This is a genomic window from Brevibacterium linens, from assembly GCF_003999335.1.
Lineage (GTDB): Bacteria > Actinomycetota > Actinomycetes > Actinomycetales > Brevibacteriaceae > Brevibacterium > Brevibacterium linens.
The window spans coordinates 3,416,892-3,433,134 of record NZ_CP026734.1; the positions used below are offsets into that span (position 1 = coordinate 3,416,892).

The following is a 16,243-nucleotide window of genomic DNA, read 5'->3' on the forward strand; positions in this document are numbered from 1 at the left end:
CCGCATCACAATGTGGTCAGCACATCGAGACGGGGCTCGGTCAGGACCGCCTTGGGCTCAGCGCAGTGCGTATTCGACGCCCAGGGTGGCGAGCACACCGAAGAGGATGCCCCAGAGGATGATCGAGATGATCTGCCAGATGGCCACGACATTGCGATTCGCACCGAATCCGACCATTGCCGATGAGGTGATCTGCGAGGGCAGGAGAGTCTGGCCCAGCAACGAGACTCCCGGCACGCCGAATCTGTCGAACATGCGCTTGAGCCGCTGACGCTTCGGCTTCTCCTCGACCTCTTTGTTCTTCGTCGCCCTGTCCCTGATCGCACCGGCTCCGTAGACGAAGGCGAGCATTGAAATGACGTTGCCGATGACGGCCGCCAGTATTGCGACGACGGGATGCAAGCCGATTGCCACGCCGATCACGGAGCCGAAGTACGACTCGACGAAGGGAATGGCTGAGACGAGCAGAACGCCCGCCCACTGCAGCCAGTCGGGGAAACTTCCGGCGAATTCCTGCAGACTGTCGATCATGAGGGCTCTCTCTTCTTCCGTTGGGGTCCTCTGGTCGGGTCAGCACACTGTTCCTGCCGCGTCGCTTCAACGCTTTAGTACACCGTACTAGTACAATGTACTATACACTGAAGCAAAGCACCGATGTCAATGACGCAAGGAGCTCGGTTGTCGAAGCGAGACGACATCATCACCGCGGCCATCCGACTGGCGGAACGGTCGGGGCCCGGCGAGGCGAACCTCAGCGTGCGCGCTGTGGCCAAGGAAGCAGGGGTCGGACCGTCGACGCTGCGCCACTACTTCCCCACCCAGGCAGACCTCCACGAGGCGGTCGCGCTGCGCTCCATCGACACCGTCATCAATGACTTCTCCATCGCCGATTCGAGCCGTGCGCCAGCCGATCGTCTCTATGAGTGCTGCGCCCAATTCCTGCCGACTCATGAGCATCGGGACGTGCAGCTCGAAACCTGGTTCTCCATGCACCTGCACGCTCTCGGCGCCGAGAAGCGGGCAGTGTCCCGGCGCCTCCTCGAACACGGCCATCGAGTCACCTATGACAGTCTGCATCGCTGGCTGAACTTGCTCGCCGAGGAGGGGCACATCGACCCCGCCGAGGTGGAGCCAACCGCGACAGCGCTCTTCACCACCATCGACGGCATCGCGCTGCATTCGATCATCTCGCCCGAGACCATGACAGTCGACGCCGCACATGAACAGGTCAAATGGACGATCGACAAGCTCCTCAGCTCCTGATCTGCCCAGGATAGAATCACCGCAATCCGGCCTCGCCCGCTCACCGCATGTCGGCGGCCGCTCGGCGCAGCGCCTCGGTCAGTCGGGAGAGCTTGTCAGAGGCCAACGTCCAGTGGTGCCAGTACAGCGGGACGTCGATATGCGGTTCGGTGCCGATCTCGACAAGGTCGGCGTCGAGACCCTCGAACTGCATGACCGGCACCATCCCCCAGCCGAGGCCCGCCTCCACTGCGGCCACGAACTCCGCCGATCCCGGCACGACCGACATCGGCGGCCGCCCATCGACTCCGCACCGGCGGAGGAACTCGAACTGCAGGTCATCGTCCTGCCCGAAGTTCACCATCGGCAGCCTGGACAGATCCGCCTCGGTCCCGGTGGAATGCCGATCGAACAGGGAACGTTCGGCCACGGCGGTGTAGCGCATCGCCCCGAGCTCGGCGACCGTCGTCCCGTATCCGCCGATCGACGTCGAGGTGATCGTGCCGAGCACCTCCCCCGATGCCAAGAGCGGCAGCGCTTTGTCCTGGTCGACCATCTCGATGCGGAGGACGACGTCGTCCCAGCCGGCCGCCTCGGCGAAGATCGGGCGGAACCACGTCGCCATCGAATCGGCATTCACCCCCACCCGGAGCACCGTGGGCTCACGACCCCGGTCGCCGGATCCGCCCGCCCCGAGGGAGTCGGCATCGATGCCGTGCAGCCGGTCGAGCGCCTCGGATTCGAGCAGCTCGACCTGCCGGGCGTAGCGGAGGATCGCCTGCCCCGCCTCGGTGACGGTGATCGGATTCGTTCGTCGGATGAGCACCTGCCCGAGGCGGGACTCGAGTGTGCGGATGCGCTGACTCGCCGCCGAGGCAGTGATGCCGAGGACGAAGGCCGCACCCTCGACGGTGCCTTCGTCGACAGCGGCGGCGAGCGCTTTGACGTGATCGATATTCATGAAGCAATTGTGCATCAGATGCATATTCTGTTGTTTTTCTTCTGATCAGTCGTTCTCTAATGTTGAGCCCGTGCTCACTCATCTCGTCACCGGACTCCTCACCGGCTGGTCGCTCATCATCGCCGTCGGCCCGCAGAACGCGCTCCTGCTGCGGCAGGGGATCCGGCGCGAGCACCTCGGCATCGTCGTCACCATCTGCATCGTCGCCGACGTGCTGCTCATCGCGGCGGGCACGGTGGGGATCGGGGCGATCGTGCTGTTGGCGCCGTGGGCGCTCGAAGTCCTGCGCTGGCTGGGCGTGGCCTACCTGCTGTGGTTCGCATGGACGAGCCTGAAATCGGCGCGCGACGCCACCGGGCTGAAAGCCGATACCCACCAGCGGACCCTCAAGTCCATCATCCTCACCACTCTGGCGCTGACGTTCCTCAACCCCGGCGTCTACATCGACACCGTCGTCATGCTCGGCAACCTCGCCAACCAGCAGGGCCGCGACGGAGTGTGGCCGTTCACTCTCGGGGCTATGCTCGGCTCGATCAGTTGGTTCCTCGTCATCGGCTACGGCGCCCGTGGGCTCTCCCGTTACTTGGGGCGACCGAGGGTCTGGCAGGTCCTCGACGTCATCATCGCCGTCGTGCTCGTGCTGCTGGCCGTGCGGCTGGCACTGGGGTAGCGGGAAGTCGCCCCGGTGGGAGCTGGCACTCGGGTCGGCATGCAGGCGGAGGCTCCGCGATCGTGTCGGAGCCGAGCGATACCGTCCCAGACATGGATCCCCGCGTCGACCTGCCACTGCGTTCTGTGGCCGAGCATGCCCTGTCCCCTCCGGAGCTGAGCCCTTGGCTGCGTGATCTGCCGGCCGTTCGCGACGTACTGTCCGGCTTCGAATTCGATCGGACGACCGTCTTCGTCGGCGAGAACGGCTCAGGCAAGTCGACCATCATCGAAGCCATCGCCACGGCTCTTGACCTCCCGCACGGCGGCGGCTCAGATTGGGAGGTGCGCGATCACGTCGAGGCGCCCCCCGAGCTGAGTGAACACCTGCAGATCGTGCGCGGAGCGACGACGAATCGCAGCGGATTCTTCCTTCGCGCCGAAACGATGCACGAGAACATGGCCTATCTCATGGGCGTCGGCTCGATGCGCGGCCATCATTATGCCCGGCGATCGCACGGCGAGATGTTCGTCGACATGCTCACGGGCCGTTTCATGGAGCTGGGATTGTGGATCCTCGACGAGCCGGAGAGCGCGCTGTCGTTCACGGCCTCGCTGACTCTTCTGCAGCTCATCCGCGAACGCCAGCGGAAGGGCCTGCAGACCGTCATGGCCACCCACTCCCCCATCCTCGCCCGGGCCGACAACGCAAAGATCTTCGAGGTTGGCGAGTGGGGCTTGCGCGAATCCGCGTGGGAGGACCTCGACATGGTCGATCACTGGCGCCGTTTCCTCCACGACCCGCAGCGATACCTGCGCTACCTCGACGACTGAGCCGCCGCCTACGCCCGCAACGCCAGAGGCGACCCACTCCTTACTCTGCTGACACGCGCAGTCTGCACCCGGGAGACCCCCAAACACCTCGGCGATGGTTGCTTGATCACCTCCCAACTGGATTTCGCTGGATTGTTTGGTCGATCCACGTTGTTTCGCCCAGCGAAAACACCGTGGATCGACCAAACAATGCGCCGACAGTGTCTGGCACCCGCAACGGGCCACGCTCGCGCTGCCACGCCCGCGCTGCGATCAGGCCTGTCGTCCGTAGCAGCCCTGTGCCCTGCAACAACTCTGCAGCCCGCACCCCAAGGCACGACCCTGCAACCGGCCAGGCCTACAGGCTCAGGCTCGGGTGCAGCTGAGTGAGCGTGACCATACGCTTGCGACTGCAGACCACGGTTGTGGCGACCAGGGAGAGCGCGGTCATCAGCAGCAGGACCACGGCCGCCTGGGCTGCGATGAACATGTCACCACCGGCAACGAGTGTGCGCAGACCGCTGACCGCGTGCGTCATCGGCAGGAACGGCGAGATGATCTGGAAGATCTTCGGTGCCGTCTCCACCGGATAGGTCCCGCCCGCCGAAGCGATCTGCAGCATCAGCAGGACCAGAGCGACGAGTCTGCCGACACCGCCCAAGGCCGCGACACACAACTGGTGCACGGAGTGGAAACACGCCGCCGCGAGCATCGAGAACAGCAGCGTCCACAGCCACGCTCCGGCCGAGAAGTCCAAGGTGAATGCGAGGATCGCGTAGAGGACTGCGACTTGAGCGATACCGAAGAGTAGCCCGGGAACGTAGCCGGCCCAGGCGATGCGCGACGAAGTCGCCGATGAGAACAGCGCCCGATATGGAATGGCGTTGATGACCATATAGGTGATCATTCCGCCGATCCACAGAGCCAAGGAGACGAAGAACGCGGACAGTCCCTCGCCGTAGGCGTCGACCGCGTTGTCCTTGACCTTGTCTGCATCGACGGGAACAGCCACGACATCCGAACGGTTCTCCCGGTCCTTCTTGTCATAGGTCGGGATCTGCTCGAGTCCCTTCTGCAGACCATCGGCGAGTTCGCCGGAGCCGTCATCGAGTTTGTCCGCGCCCTTGTCGAGTTCGGTCGACCCGTCAACGAGCTGTTCCGAACCGTCCTTGAGATCACCGGCTCCGTCCTTAGCCTTCGCCGTGCCGTCCTTGAGCTGGACGGCACCGTCATGGAGGTCACCGGCTCCCTTGGCGAGCTTTCCCGCACCTGCGTCGAGCTTGATCAGCCCGGAGTGGAGGTCGTCGGCACCGGTCGCGACCTTCTGCGCTCCGTCGTCGAGCTGACCGATCTTCTTATCGGCCGTGCGGATCTTGTCCATCACCCCGTCGACCGCGTCGGTCAGCTTGTCCTCGAGGCTCTTGGCTTCTTCCTTGGCATCCGAGGCGCGCTTGTGCGCGGAATCGAGGTCCTCGCCGAGGCTGTCGGCATCCTCGGCGAGTTTCTGCACGTTCGGGTCGTCCGGATAGTCCTCCTGCAGCTGCTTGATCCGCTCGTCCATGTCCCCGCGCACGGTGGTCCGGGCATCGTCGAAGTCACCCTCGGCGCGCTCGAGCTTCGGCCGCGCCCCGTCGACGACGTCATCAGCCTTGCGTTTGACGTCCTCGGCCTTCTTCGTGGCTTCATCGGCGGTATCACGCAGCTCGGAGGTGCCGTCGGCGACCTGCCCGGCACCGTCGGCGAGTTTCTTCGAGCCGTTCTTCGCCTCGGTGGTGGATTTCGCCAGGGTATCGGCTCCGTCGGCGAGGTCGCCGCTGCCTTTCTTCAGCTCTCCCGCACCGTCGTCGAGGTCGATGAGTCCTGTCTGCAGCGTTCCGATTCCTTTGTCGAGCTTCGTCGTCCCGTCCACGAGCTCTCCGGTGCCGTCGTGGAGCTGGCCTGCTCCGTCGTGCAGTTCGGCCGCACCGTCTGCAGCCTTCTCCGTCTCGGAGTGGATATCGTTGAATCCGAGATACACCTGGTTGACGTACTCGGCGGTCGTCGTCTTACTCAGTCCGTCCTTGATCTCGGAGAGGATGGTCCCGGCCATCTGCCCGACGATGAAGTTATGGGCGTCGTCGGTGCGCAGCCGCAGCCCTGCTTGCTCCGGATCGTCACCGCCGGTCGACACGAGCTTCTCGGAGAAGTCCGAGGGGATCTCGAGGACCGCGAAGTACTTCCCTTCGGCCAGCCCCTCGTCGGCCTCTTCCTGGCTGGTCTCCTCCCAGTCGAATCCGCCTTCGCCCTTCGGCGTGATCTCGTCGACGAGTTCCTGACCGGCGTCGAGCTTCTCTCCGTCCGAGTCGGGCTTCTCGGCACCGGTGTCCTCGTTGACGATCGCTGCCTGCAGCTTGTCGAGGTGCCCGGCCGGGTCCCAGTTCGAGGCCAGGTACAGCCCGCCGTAGATCGACGGGATGACGATGATGACGATCATCGCCAAGCGCGTGATCGTGTGGCGTTTGAATCGTGAGAGTTCTAACCAGGGCAGGGAGAACATTCGGGAATCTCCTCGGATTCGTGTACGTGGGGCAGGAAGTTCAGTGTTTGGACCCGCGATGAGCGGGAGGGTGGGGCGGCAGTTCGAGGTCGACAATCGACGGCTCCGCGCGGGAGCCGAGCGACCTGGTGGCGATGTCGAGTTCGCTCGAGTCCTCGCAGGAGACGATGACCGTGAGCAGGTCCTCGGGATCCCGTGATCTGCGCAGCTGCTGGTAGATGAGGATCCCGGCCCAAGCGCGGGCTCGGTCGGCGGATTCGCGCAGGTAGTCGATGTTGTCGATGACGACGACAGGTGGGCGGCTGAGGCTTGCCAGCCCGAATTCGAGGAAGAATTTCTGCAGCTCGCTCAGCTCGGAGACGAATACCTCTCCGCCATCGTCGATGAGGAAGTCCGCGCGCTGGGCGTCCTGCTTCGAGAACGTCCCCGGCGGGAGTTCGTCGATCATCTCACCGGCCGTGGTGAAAGTGTCCCGGATGAGGCCGATGACCTCGCGCAATGTCGATTTCGACGCCCACGGCTTATACCAGGGCTGCAGCATGATCTGTCGTTCGGCGACGTGTTGAGCGACCGTGAAGTCGTCCTCAAGGTCCGTCAGCCCGGCGATATGTCCGACCGCAACCTGCCCGCGCACGGTGCGGGCCTGCTTGCGGATATCGATATCGCCGAGGCGGCCCTCCCCGTCCGAGACCCGCATCCTGGCAGCCAAGGACAGCAGGAAGGAGGTCTTCCCGCTGCCGGCGGGCCCGCGGACGACGGCGATGGCGCCGGTCGGCACCTCGAGGTCGATATCGGTGAACACATCGCCCTGTTTTCCGGACAGGGACCAACCGCTCAGCGAGACCGCTGGCGCGTCGATGTCGGCGTCCTCGGCGAGAGTGCCCGTTGTGCTCTCCATAGCCATCGCTCCCAGTCGTCTGTGCCCTTGTCGAACCGGTCTGTACCGGAGATCTCTGCACCGCGCAGGTAACTGCAGAATACGCCACTACCGGCGCGCGGGAGCGTGGAGCGGGCGACTCCACGCGAAGTTACCCATTGGTAACTCCAATGAATTCTCTCATGAAAATGATGGGAGCGTGAGCCGAGAACGCTCAGATGTCGCGAATTGCACATCGGTTATCCGCGCAGAGGCCCTCGAGCGGACTCCTCGGGCGGCCGCACGGGTGGCTGCTCGGCGGGGATCGCAGCACGGCTCCGCAAGGCGGGAGCCGTAACGCGATGACAGAGGGCGGGGTCGTAGTATCGAACACGTCGATATCCCTCGACGCACGGCGACGAGAATGAGGAGCGAATGAGCACGGTCGATCGCAACCTCACCGGACTGCACAGACGGTGGGGACTGAGCCCGTCGACACTGGCACCCGGATGCTTCGCCTCGGTGATGGCCACCGGGATCGTGTCGATCGGTGCCGAGCTCGCAGGGTGGCATCTGCTGTCCGTGGGCCTGCTCTGGCTCGCCGTCGCCCTGTACGTGTTCTTCACCGTACTCACCGTGGTGCGGGTCCTCCGATATCCCGATGCTGTTCGCGCCGACCTGCATGATCCCTCCCGGGCGTTCGGTTTCTTCACCGCGGTGGCCGGCACGAACATCCTGGGGACGGGCTTCGTCGGTCTGGGGATGATTCCGCCTGCGCTCAGCCTCTTCATTCTCGGCGGCCTGCTGTGGCTGGTGCTCGGGTACGGGATTCCCTTCACCGCGATCCTCGGGTCACACACGCGGCCGGTGCCGGCAGGGGTGAATGGCACGTGGCTCGTGTGGGCAGTGGCCGCTCAATCAGTGGCGGTGGTCGCCGCGAGCCTGGGGATCGAACTTCCGAACACCTCAGATTCCGCGCCCGGCCTGGTCATATTCCTCGTGCTCACAGCGGTGGTCATGTCGGCCGTGGGCCTGTCGCTCTACATTGTCTGCGTGATTGCGATCATTGTGCGCGTGCTTCGACATCGGTTCGGGCCCGAGGACCTCGATGCCCCGTATTGGGTGACGATGGGCGCACTGGCGATCGCGATCGTGGCGGGTTCGCGGATCCTCGATCTCGGCGGGACTCCCCTGCTCGAGGCGACACGTGTACTGGTCGGAGCATCCTCGGCGCTGCTGTGGGCGATCGCCACGTGGCTCGTCCCGGCGCTCGTCGCCGCGGGTATCTGGAGGCATGCCGTCCACCGGGTGCCGATGACCTATGCGGCCGGGTTGTGGAGCATGGTCTTCCCTGTGGGCATGTACGCGGTGGCGAGCATCTACCTGGGTCGGTCGGATCACGTGCCGGCGATCGAGTGGATCGGGCAGCACTGGTTCTGGGTCAGCCTCGCGGTATGGGCAATCGTCTTCGTCGCCATGGTTACGTCATTCATCAGGACCGTCCGCCGACCCTGATCGGTCGGCCCTCGCAATACGTCCTCGTGGCAGCACAACGCCCCGCCGGCGGCATCTCGCACCTGTGCAACGGTGCAAGATGCCACTGACGGGGCGTGATGGTCGCGCAGCTGTAGGACGTGTCAGCAGCGGGGCGTGATGCTCACACAGATATCTGCGCCGAGACCGGTGCCTGGCTCAGCGGTCGAAGCGCTGCCCTTCGGGCTTCGATTCCATGACCATCAGCACGATGAGGATGATCCCACCGACGAAGGGAATCAGCGAGAGAAAGTAGAAGGGCCCCGCAAGATTCGCATCGTGCAGGCGTCGCCAGGAGACCGCGATGGACGGAACGATCGTGGCCAAAAAGGCGACCAGCATCAGGATTCCGGCAGTCGCCATGAGTGCTGTCGCACCGGCGGGAGGGGTGGCATTGTATGAGTCGCCCGACGCCGAGATTCCGGCGATCGCCGACCCGGCAAACCCCAGAATCATGGGAATGATTCCCACGAGGGCGGTGAAGAGGTATGCGAACCAGTACTCACTGCGCGAAGCCCGCCCGGAGAACTTCGCGTAGTTCTTGAAGAAGCGTTTGACGGCCTGGCCGAAGGTCGCGCCGTAGAGCGGAAGCGAGAGGTCATCAGGACTGGCAACACCGCGAGGCGCTCCGCCATATCCGAGCCCATCGTAGCCGTGTCCGCCAGGCATTCCGGGGTCCGACATTCCTGGGCCGGGCACGTCGGGGTCGGAGTTGTATGCTGCGTTCGCGTCGTAGGACATGGTGACTCTCAAATAGTGATCGCGTACAAGAATGGTCGGCCAGCCGATCATCTCATCGGTGTCGATGTTGATGAAAATGCCGGCCGACCATCAGCGAGTCACAGGCCGTGAGAGTCAGACGTCGAAGCGCTGCCCCTCGGGCTTGGACGGCAAGACCATCAGGACGATCAAGATGATTCCTCCGACGAACGGAATGAGACCGAGGAACCAGAACGGTCCAGCGAGATTTGCGTCATGGAGACGGCGCCACGAGATCGCCAACTGTGGAATGAAGAGCGCCAATCCGATGAGTGTCGAGAGAGTGCCACCGATCATCGACAGCACCGAGCCACCACCGGCAGCCACACTGTTCATCTGCCCGGTGGCCGGATCGATCGAGCCGGCGGCAGCCGACAACGTCTGCGCAGCACCGATGCCCGACAAGATCCCCGGGATGAGCAGCAGCAGGAAGACGAAGAGTGCAGCAAACCAGTACTCGCTGCGCGAGGCGCGTCCCTTGAAGTTGACGTAGTTCTTGAAGAAGCGCTTGACGGCCTGGCCGAAGGATGCGCCGTAGAGCGGCAGCGAGAGGTCATCGGGGCTGGCGGCACCGCGTGGCGCTCCACCGAAGCCCTGCCCCCCATAGCCCTGGCCGGCCGGCACTCCGGCTCCCGGCGCCCCTTGACCGGGGGTGCCGGAGTTGTATGCTGCATTCGCGTCGTAGGACATGATGACCTTCGCTTGTAGGTGACGATTCTGATCGCGTTCCGCCATCGAAGAGCCGTGATTTCTCAGCCGATCTTCAGGAAGCGCAAAATCTATTCTGCACCAGGCTTTCCATCGATCATGTGTCGAACCGGTTTCAGATCTGCAACACAGCTCATGATTCACCCATTTGTCATGGTCCGGACACGGAAACGGCGCCCGAGGATTGCCTCCTCGGGCGCCGTGATCAGCGATTCGCTGCCACCTCAGGCGTCGCCGCCGGTGAGTGCATAGGCCTCGTCGACCGGCGTCTCGTCGATGTGCCCGTCGACGCGACGCAGCGCCTGCCAACCGAGCGAGATGACGACGACCGACAGCAGCACTGCCCCGGCGCCGAAGAGGTACGGAGATCCCGCACTGATGGATTCCGACACCGCTCCGGCAACGATCGGTGCCACGGCACCGCCGATGAAGCGCACACCCGAATAGGTGCCCGAGGCGACCGGCCGGGGCAGGTCGCTGACCTCCATCGCCGATTCGGTGAACACCGTGTTGAGCACACCCAGAAGCATGCCGGCCACGATGATGCAGACGACGATCCCGGTCAGCGATTCGACGAGGAAGGACATGACACCCAGCAGCACAGCGAGCGCGACGAGGGTGACGATGAGGCTGCGACGGCGCCCCATCCGCTTGGTCAGCACGGGAGCGCCGAACACCGAGGTGATCGCCACGCAGATGCCCCAACCGAAGAAGACGTAGCCGAGGCCCATGGCACCGAAGTCCTCCATCCCCAGCTTCGCGGCGGCCGCCTCGACGGGGAACGGACTGTAGGCCAGCAGAATGAAGAAGCCGAAGTTGTACAGCAGAGCGGAGACGCCGAGGATGGCCACCCCCGGACGAGCGAGCGCTCGGAACGTGGCGCTGAGCCTGATCGGCTCCGCCGCAGCCCCGGTCGAGCTCATGCCGCCCGGAAGCAGCACGATGATCGCGATGAAGCCGATGGCCATGAGCACTGCGGTGCCGAAGAACGGTCCGCGCCAGGAGATGCCCCCGAGGAGTCCTCCGAGCAGCGGGCCGGTGGCGATGCCGACGCCGAGAGCCGCCTCGTAGAGGATGATCGCCTTCTCCGCACCGCCGGACGCGGCGCCGACGATCGTCGACAGCGCTGTGGAGATGAACAGCGCGTTGCCCAGACCCCAACCGGCACGGAACCCGATGATCTGGTCGACGGAACCGGAGAATCCGGCCAGAGCCGCGAACGCGACGATGAGCACAAGACCGATGAGCAGCGTGGTCTTCGCACCGATGCGCGAAGACAGGAAGCTCGTGAAGAACATCATTCCGCCGGTGATGAACAGGTAGCTGGTGAACAGCAGCATCGATTGGGCAGGGCTGGCGTCGAGCTCGGCCGAGATGGCCGGCAGGATCGGATCGACCAAGCCGATGCCCATGAAGGCGATGACCGCGGCGAACGCGACCGCCCACACGGCACGTGGCTGGCGAAGGATCGACGTTCCCGCCCCGGGATCGCCGGGCGTTTCGTCCCCTGTTGTTTCGTTGTCTGCTGACGCTCTCATCTGCTGGTCGCGTCCCCTTTCCTGTGGTGCATTCGCTTCGAAATCAGTTCCGGAAGCGTGGAAGCGTGGTTGAAAACTGCGATGTGTTCGGCGGCTAGCCCGCGTCCGAGTCCGAATCCGGGCCCTCGATCTGCTCGTCGACGCCGTCGACCGGGTGGCGGTCCTTGAGGAAGTCCGATACCAGTCCCAGCGCACGATCGACGCTCTGCCGCTCCTCGACGCTCAGCGACTCGAAGTACGGCTGAATCTGCTCGATCATGATCGCCCGGTTCTCCGCCAGCCGCGCCCGACCGGCATCGGTGAGCGAGAACTGCGAAGCGCGACCATCCGTGGGGCTGGGCTCGCGCACGACGAGCCCGGCTTCCTCGAGTTTGGCGAGGAGCTTCGTCGCCGCAGGCTGAGAACTGAGATACCCTTGCGCAAAATGACCGACGCGGACAGGTTGATACTGCTCGACGACGGCGAGCGCACGCAGCGCCGCCAGTGAGTTCTCGTTGCCGATCACTCGTCGAAACGCTCTGGTCAGGCGCGACGAGACGACAACGAGCCGAGATACGAGTTCGGCCGAATCCACATCATCCATAACTTATTTATATACCCGGGTTATGCATTTCGGCAAGTCAGCCCCACCCGAATGTCACCATGTGTCGGACCTCACGGCCGCCTCGGTGACGGTCGTGCTAACCTGGCCTCACATGTTCCGGGGACGGTGAAATTCCGTACCGGCGGTCACAGTCCGCGACCCGCTCGCATTCGTGCAGGCGGTTGATTCGGTGAAATTCCGAAACCGACAGTCAGAGTCTGGATGGGAGGAGCATGGTGGCCTCGGCCGCTGTGTTCGGTGCATTCGACCGCACCGTCGCACGCGACTGAGACGCCCTGATGGTTGCACCCGCAATATCCTCCCTCCCGGCGAAGGCTCGGGAGGTTTTTCATGGGCACGCAGCCAGACGAGGCCGCGGAATTCACGGACCTCGAATCCGCGGCGATGGCCGCCGCTCTCAATGCGGCCCGCGAAGGAGTTCGCGGAGCGAATCCGCTGGTGGGCGCGGCAATCCTGACAGCCGACGGCCAGATCGTCACCGGTCACCACGGAGGTGCCGGAACGCCCCACGCCGAGGTGGACGCGATCACCACCGCCCACGACCTCGACATCGATCTGACCACCTCGACGCTGTTCGTCACGCTCGAGCCCTGCGCCCACCACGGCCGGACCGGCCCCTGCACCGAGGCGATCATCAACGCTCAAATCCCCTCCGTCGTCTTCGCCTCCCCCGACCCGAACCCCCTTGCCGCGGGCGGTGGACACACCCTCGCCGAGGCGGGGCTGACGGTCCGTTCGGGACTGTACGAAGCCGACTCCCGCGCTCTCAATGCCCGCTGGGTCCGGTCGACGGCCGAGGACCGCCCGTTCGTCACGGCGAAGATCGCGCAGAGCCTCGACGGGGCCGTCGCCGCCGATGACGGAACCAGCCGATGGATCACCTCGGCGGGGTCGCGCGCACACGCTCACGAGGTCCGGGCCCGAGTCGACGCCATCCTCGTCGGCACCGGCACCGCAGTGGCCGACGATCCGCGTCTCAATGCCCGCGGTCATGACGGAATCGCGCTCGACGATCAGCCGCGGCCCGTCGTGCTCGGAACCTCCGAGCTGCCGGTCACCTCGTTTCTCGCCCTCAACCCGAACACGCTGCATCTGCGCACCCATGATGTCCGGGACGCCCTGGACCAGCTGCACGCCGCCGGGGTGCGTCATCTTCTCGTCGAAGGAGGACCAACGGTGCTCGGCGCGTTCTTCGCCGCCGGGGTCGTCGACGAAGTCTTCTGCTATCAGGCTCCGCTGCTCATCGGCCCCGGCCGCAGCAGTGTCGACGGTTTGGACATCGGCACCCTGTCCGATGCGCTGCGACTGGTTCCCGACGATACGGAGACTCCGGCGGTCTCGCGGCTCGGCCCGGATTTCCTGCTGCACTTCGCAACGACAGATCAGGAGCCAGCCGAACCCGGCTCCCGGCGGATCACGCACGCAGCCGCCGCAGACCCCCAGCCATCACCGACCAACACGTAGGAATCTGGAGTCACATGTTCACCGGAATCATCGAAGGACTCGGCACCGTCGAGTCCATCGAGCGCACAAACGATTCGGCCGCGATCACCATCGACGCCGGGCCCCTCGTCGCCGACCTCGAACTCGGCGGCTCGCTGGCCGTCAACGGTGTGTGCCTGACCTCGACGAGGCGGCCCACCGAACAGCGCCCCGGCCTCTTCACCGCCGAGGTCATGGGCGAGACCCTGCGCCTGACCGGACTCGGCACCCTGGGCACGGGCGACCGAGTCAACCTCGAACGCTGCACGCCCGCCTCGGTGCGCTTCGACGGCCATGTCGTCCAAGGACATGTCGACGGACGCGGTGAACTCCTCGACCGCATCGACCGTCCCGACTGGTCGACACTGCGCATCGGGCTCCCTGCCGAACTCGCCCCGCTGACCGCGGTCAAGGGGTCGATCGCCCTCAACGGGGTCTCCCTGACGCTGACGGCCGTGTCCGAGCCGAGCGCATCCTCGGCGTGGGTGGAGGTCGGCCTCATTCCGGCCACCCTGACCCACACGACGTTCGGCGAGCTGCCGGTGGGCGCGGCCGTGAACGTCGAGGTCGATGTGCTCGCGAAGTACACCGCACGCCTCCTGTCGTTCCGCACCACCATCCAGCAAGGAGTCGATCATGACTGATCCCATCGCCCACGCCAGCCGCCTCGATCCCATCGATGCGGCCATCGCAGCCGTCGCCGCCGGCCGGCCCATCCTCGTCGTCGATGATGAGGACCGGGAGAACGAGGGTGACCTCATCATGGCCGCCGAGTTCGCCGATCCCACAGCGATGGGCTTCTTTGTCCGGCACACCTCGGGCGTCATCTGCGCACCCATGACCGCCGACCGAGCCGCCGCCCTGCGTCTGCCGCCGATGGTCACCGACAACGAGGACCCGAAGGGCACGGCCTACACGGTCAGCTGCGATGCGGTCGGGGTGACCACGGGCATCAGCGCCGCCGAACGCGCCGAGACCGGTCGGGTCCTCGCCGCCGCCCACCCTGATCCGGCGGCGATCTCGCGGCCCGGCCATGTCTTCCCGCTCATCGCGAAGGACGGCGGTGTCCGGGAGCGCCCCGGCCACACCGAGGCCGGGGTCGAGTTCGCGCGTTTGGCCGGCGCGCAGCCGGTGGCAATGATCGCCGAGGTGGTCCACGACGACGGGTCGATGATGCGCTTCGACGCGGTGCGTGACTTCGCCGACGCCCACGACCTCGTCATGGTCTCGATCGAACAGCTCATCGCCTACCTCGAGCTGCGTGATACGGGTGCGTCGGTCGACTCCCCGGCGGCCGCCTCGGCGCACATCGCCGGTGTCCCTGGTGGGACCGGATCGGTGGAGGCGACCGCGGAGGTGGCTCTGCCGTCGGAGCACGGCAGCCTGCGGGCCCGCGCGTTCACGATCAACGGGCATGACCACCTCGGCGTGTTTGCGGGATCCCCGGATTCCGACGCAGCGGGTTCGGCGCCTCTCGTGCGGCTGCATTCGGAGTGCCTGACCGGGGACGTCTTCGGTTCGCACCGTTGCGACTGCGGTGAACAGCTCGACCTGGCGCTCGGCATCATCGCCGAACACGGCGGTGCGGTTCTCTACCTCACCGGGCACGAGGGCCGCGGAATCGGGCTGAGCAACAAACTGCGCGCCTACGCTCTGCAGGATCAGGGGCGGGACACCGTGGATGCGAACCGGGACCTCGGGTTCAACGACGATGCTCGCGACTACCGTGCCGCGGCGACGATCCTGCACTCGCTCGGGCTGACTCGCATCCGCCTGCTCACGAACAACCCGGCGAAGACCTCGGCCCTCGAAGAGCTGGGCATCACGGTCGAAGCTGTGGTTCCGCTCGAGGTCGCGGCGCGGCCGGAGAACACGCACTACCTGGCCACGAAGCGCGAACGCATGCACCATGTGCTCACGCTGCCGGAGGTCACGGGCACTGCCGGCACGGGCGCGGGTACCGTCGGCATGGGCGTGGGCAACGGTGCAGGTGCCGCCGGGGCCGTCGCCAGCTGAAACCCGCGCACCCACTCTGAACACGAACCAAGCTCTTCGGAGCCTTCGAACAAAGGACACACTCATGGCTCATTCCGGAGCACCAGAACTCACCGTCGACGCCGCTGACCTGCGCGTCGCCATCGTCGCCGCCTCCTGGCACACCCAGATCATGGACGGACTCGTCGACGGAGCCCAGCGCGCCGCCGCCGAGGCCGGAGCCGAGGCCACGCTCATCCGCGTGCCCGGCAGCTTCGAACTGCCCGTCGCCGCCGCGCGCCTGGCACCGCACTTCGACGCTGTCGTCGCCCTCGGCGTCGTCATCCGCGGCGGCACTCCGCACTTCGACTATGTCTGCCAAGCGGCCACCGACGGCCTCAATCGGGTCGCCATCGACTCGGGCAAGCCGGTCGGCTTCGGCGTGCTCACCTGCGACACCGAACAGCAGGGACTCGACCGCGCCGGACTCGAGGGGTCGGTCGAGGACAAGGGGCATGAGGCGATGACCGCCGCCCTCGTCACCGCCCAGGCCCTGGCGCCTTACACGCAGGGCTGAGTTGCGCTCATC

The 16,243-nt window shown here is 65.3% G+C and carries 16 protein-coding genes and 1 riboswitch; of the genes, 8 read left to right on the forward strand and 8 right to left on the reverse strand.

The genetic code is table 11. The features are described from left to right. Positions 1 to 57 precede the first annotated feature (57 nt). On the reverse strand, positions 58 to 531 hold the full coding sequence (locus CXR29_RS15440; protein ID WP_101596208.1) for a hypothetical protein: 474 nt from the start codon (positions 529 to 531) through the stop codon (positions 58 to 60). A 147-nt stretch (positions 532 to 678) separates the two neighbouring features. On the opposite strand from CXR29_RS15440, the gene CXR29_RS15445 reads away from it, so the two are divergent. Next, the gene (locus tag CXR29_RS15445) at positions 679 to 1,263 is read left to right on the forward strand and encodes a TetR/AcrR family transcriptional regulator (RefSeq protein ID WP_101596210.1); all 585 of its coding nucleotides are present in this window, start codon (positions 679 to 681) and stop codon (positions 1,261 to 1,263) included. A 40-nt stretch (positions 1,264 to 1,303) separates the two neighbouring features. Here CXR29_RS15445 and CXR29_RS15450 read toward each other — a convergent pair whose 3' ends face one another. Continuing rightward, a complete protein-coding gene (locus tag CXR29_RS15450) occupies positions 1,304 to 2,203 on the reverse strand; it encodes an ArgP/LysG family DNA-binding transcriptional regulator (protein WP_127365021.1) in 900 nt (299 codons plus the stop codon). Between the two features lie 70 nt (positions 2,204 to 2,273). Here CXR29_RS15450 and CXR29_RS15455 point away from each other — a divergent pair, with 70 nt between their 5' ends. After that, positions 2,274 to 2,873: a LysE/ArgO family amino acid transporter gene (locus CXR29_RS15455; RefSeq protein WP_241241494.1), complete on the forward strand. Its 600-nt coding sequence runs from the start codon at positions 2,274 to 2,276 to the stop codon at positions 2,871 to 2,873. Between the two features lie 92 nt (positions 2,874 to 2,965). Continuing rightward, positions 2,966 to 3,685, forward strand: coding sequence for an AAA family ATPase (locus tag CXR29_RS15460; protein WP_101554571.1), 720 nt, complete (start codon positions 2,966 to 2,968; stop codon positions 3,683 to 3,685). Positions 3,686 to 4,022: 337 nt separating this feature from the next. Here the strand turns inward: CXR29_RS15460 and CXR29_RS15465 are convergent, their stop codons facing one another. After that, positions 4,023 to 6,200: a YhgE/Pip domain-containing protein gene (locus tag CXR29_RS15465; protein WP_101554473.1), complete on the reverse strand. Its 2,178-nt coding sequence runs from the start codon at positions 6,198 to 6,200 to the stop codon at positions 4,023 to 4,025. Positions 6,201 to 6,240: 40 nt separating this feature from the next. Further along, entirely contained in the window at positions 6,241 to 7,098 is an 858-nt protein-coding gene (locus tag CXR29_RS15470; protein WP_127365022.1) for an ATP-binding cassette domain-containing protein, read from the reverse strand. 393 nt (positions 7,099 to 7,491) lie between these two features. On the opposite strand from CXR29_RS15470, the gene CXR29_RS15475 reads away from it, so the two are divergent. Then, positions 7,492 to 8,571: a tellurite resistance/C4-dicarboxylate transporter family protein gene (locus CXR29_RS15475; RefSeq protein WP_101596217.1), complete on the forward strand. Its 1,080-nt coding sequence runs from the start codon at positions 7,492 to 7,494 to the stop codon at positions 8,569 to 8,571. Between the two features lie 177 nt (positions 8,572 to 8,748). Here the strand turns inward: CXR29_RS15475 and CXR29_RS15480 are convergent, their stop codons facing one another. From CXR29_RS15480 to CXR29_RS15495, 4 genes are all read right to left on the reverse strand, one after another. Further along, positions 8,749 to 9,330, reverse strand: a complete 582-nt coding sequence (locus CXR29_RS15480; RefSeq protein WP_164742845.1) for a DUF805 domain-containing protein — start codon at positions 9,328 to 9,330, stop codon at positions 8,749 to 8,751. A 114-nt stretch (positions 9,331 to 9,444) separates the two neighbouring features. Next, positions 9,445 to 10,083: a DUF805 domain-containing protein gene (locus tag CXR29_RS15485; protein WP_025778462.1), complete on the reverse strand. Its 639-nt coding sequence runs from the start codon at positions 10,081 to 10,083 to the stop codon at positions 9,445 to 9,447. Between the two features lie 197 nt (positions 10,084 to 10,280). Further along, entirely contained in the window at positions 10,281 to 11,594 is a 1,314-nt protein-coding gene (locus CXR29_RS15490) for an MFS transporter (RefSeq protein ID WP_127365023.1), read from the reverse strand. A 94-nt stretch (positions 11,595 to 11,688) separates the two neighbouring features. After that, on the reverse strand, positions 11,689 to 12,177 hold the full coding sequence (locus tag CXR29_RS15495) for a MarR family winged helix-turn-helix transcriptional regulator (RefSeq protein ID WP_101555309.1): 489 nt from the start codon (positions 12,175 to 12,177) through the stop codon (positions 11,689 to 11,691). Positions 12,178 to 12,286: 109 nt separating this feature from the next. Continuing rightward, positions 12,287 to 12,415: riboswitch (FMN riboswitch) on the forward strand. Between the two features lie 113 nt (positions 12,416 to 12,528). Here CXR29_RS15495 and ribD point away from each other — a divergent pair. The 4 genes from ribD to ribH all read left to right on the forward strand — a co-directional run bounded on the left by ribD (position 12,529) and on the right by ribH (position 16,231). Next, positions 12,529 to 13,662 (forward strand): bifunctional diaminohydroxyphosphoribosylaminopyrimidine deaminase/5-amino-6-(5-phosphoribosylamino)uracil reductase RibD, encoded by a 1,134-nt coding sequence (gene ribD, locus CXR29_RS15500; RefSeq protein WP_241241495.1) that lies wholly within the window; start codon positions 12,529 to 12,531, stop codon positions 13,660 to 13,662. A 14-nt stretch (positions 13,663 to 13,676) separates the two neighbouring features. Further along, the gene (locus CXR29_RS15505) at positions 13,677 to 14,324 is read left to right on the forward strand and encodes a riboflavin synthase (protein WP_127365024.1); all 648 of its coding nucleotides are present in this window, start codon (positions 13,677 to 13,679) and stop codon (positions 14,322 to 14,324) included. Next, a complete protein-coding gene (gene ribA / locus CXR29_RS15510; RefSeq protein ID WP_206516231.1) occupies positions 14,317 to 15,696 on the forward strand; it encodes a GTP cyclohydrolase II in 1,380 nt (459 codons plus the stop codon). Before CXR29_RS15505 ends, ribA begins: the two co-directional genes overlap by 8 nt. A 64-nt stretch (positions 15,697 to 15,760) precedes the next feature. Further along, on the forward strand, positions 15,761 to 16,231 hold the full coding sequence (gene ribH, locus CXR29_RS15515) for a 6,7-dimethyl-8-ribityllumazine synthase (RefSeq protein WP_101555311.1): 471 nt from the start codon (positions 15,761 to 15,763) through the stop codon (positions 16,229 to 16,231). Positions 16,232 to 16,243 lie beyond the last annotated feature (12 nt).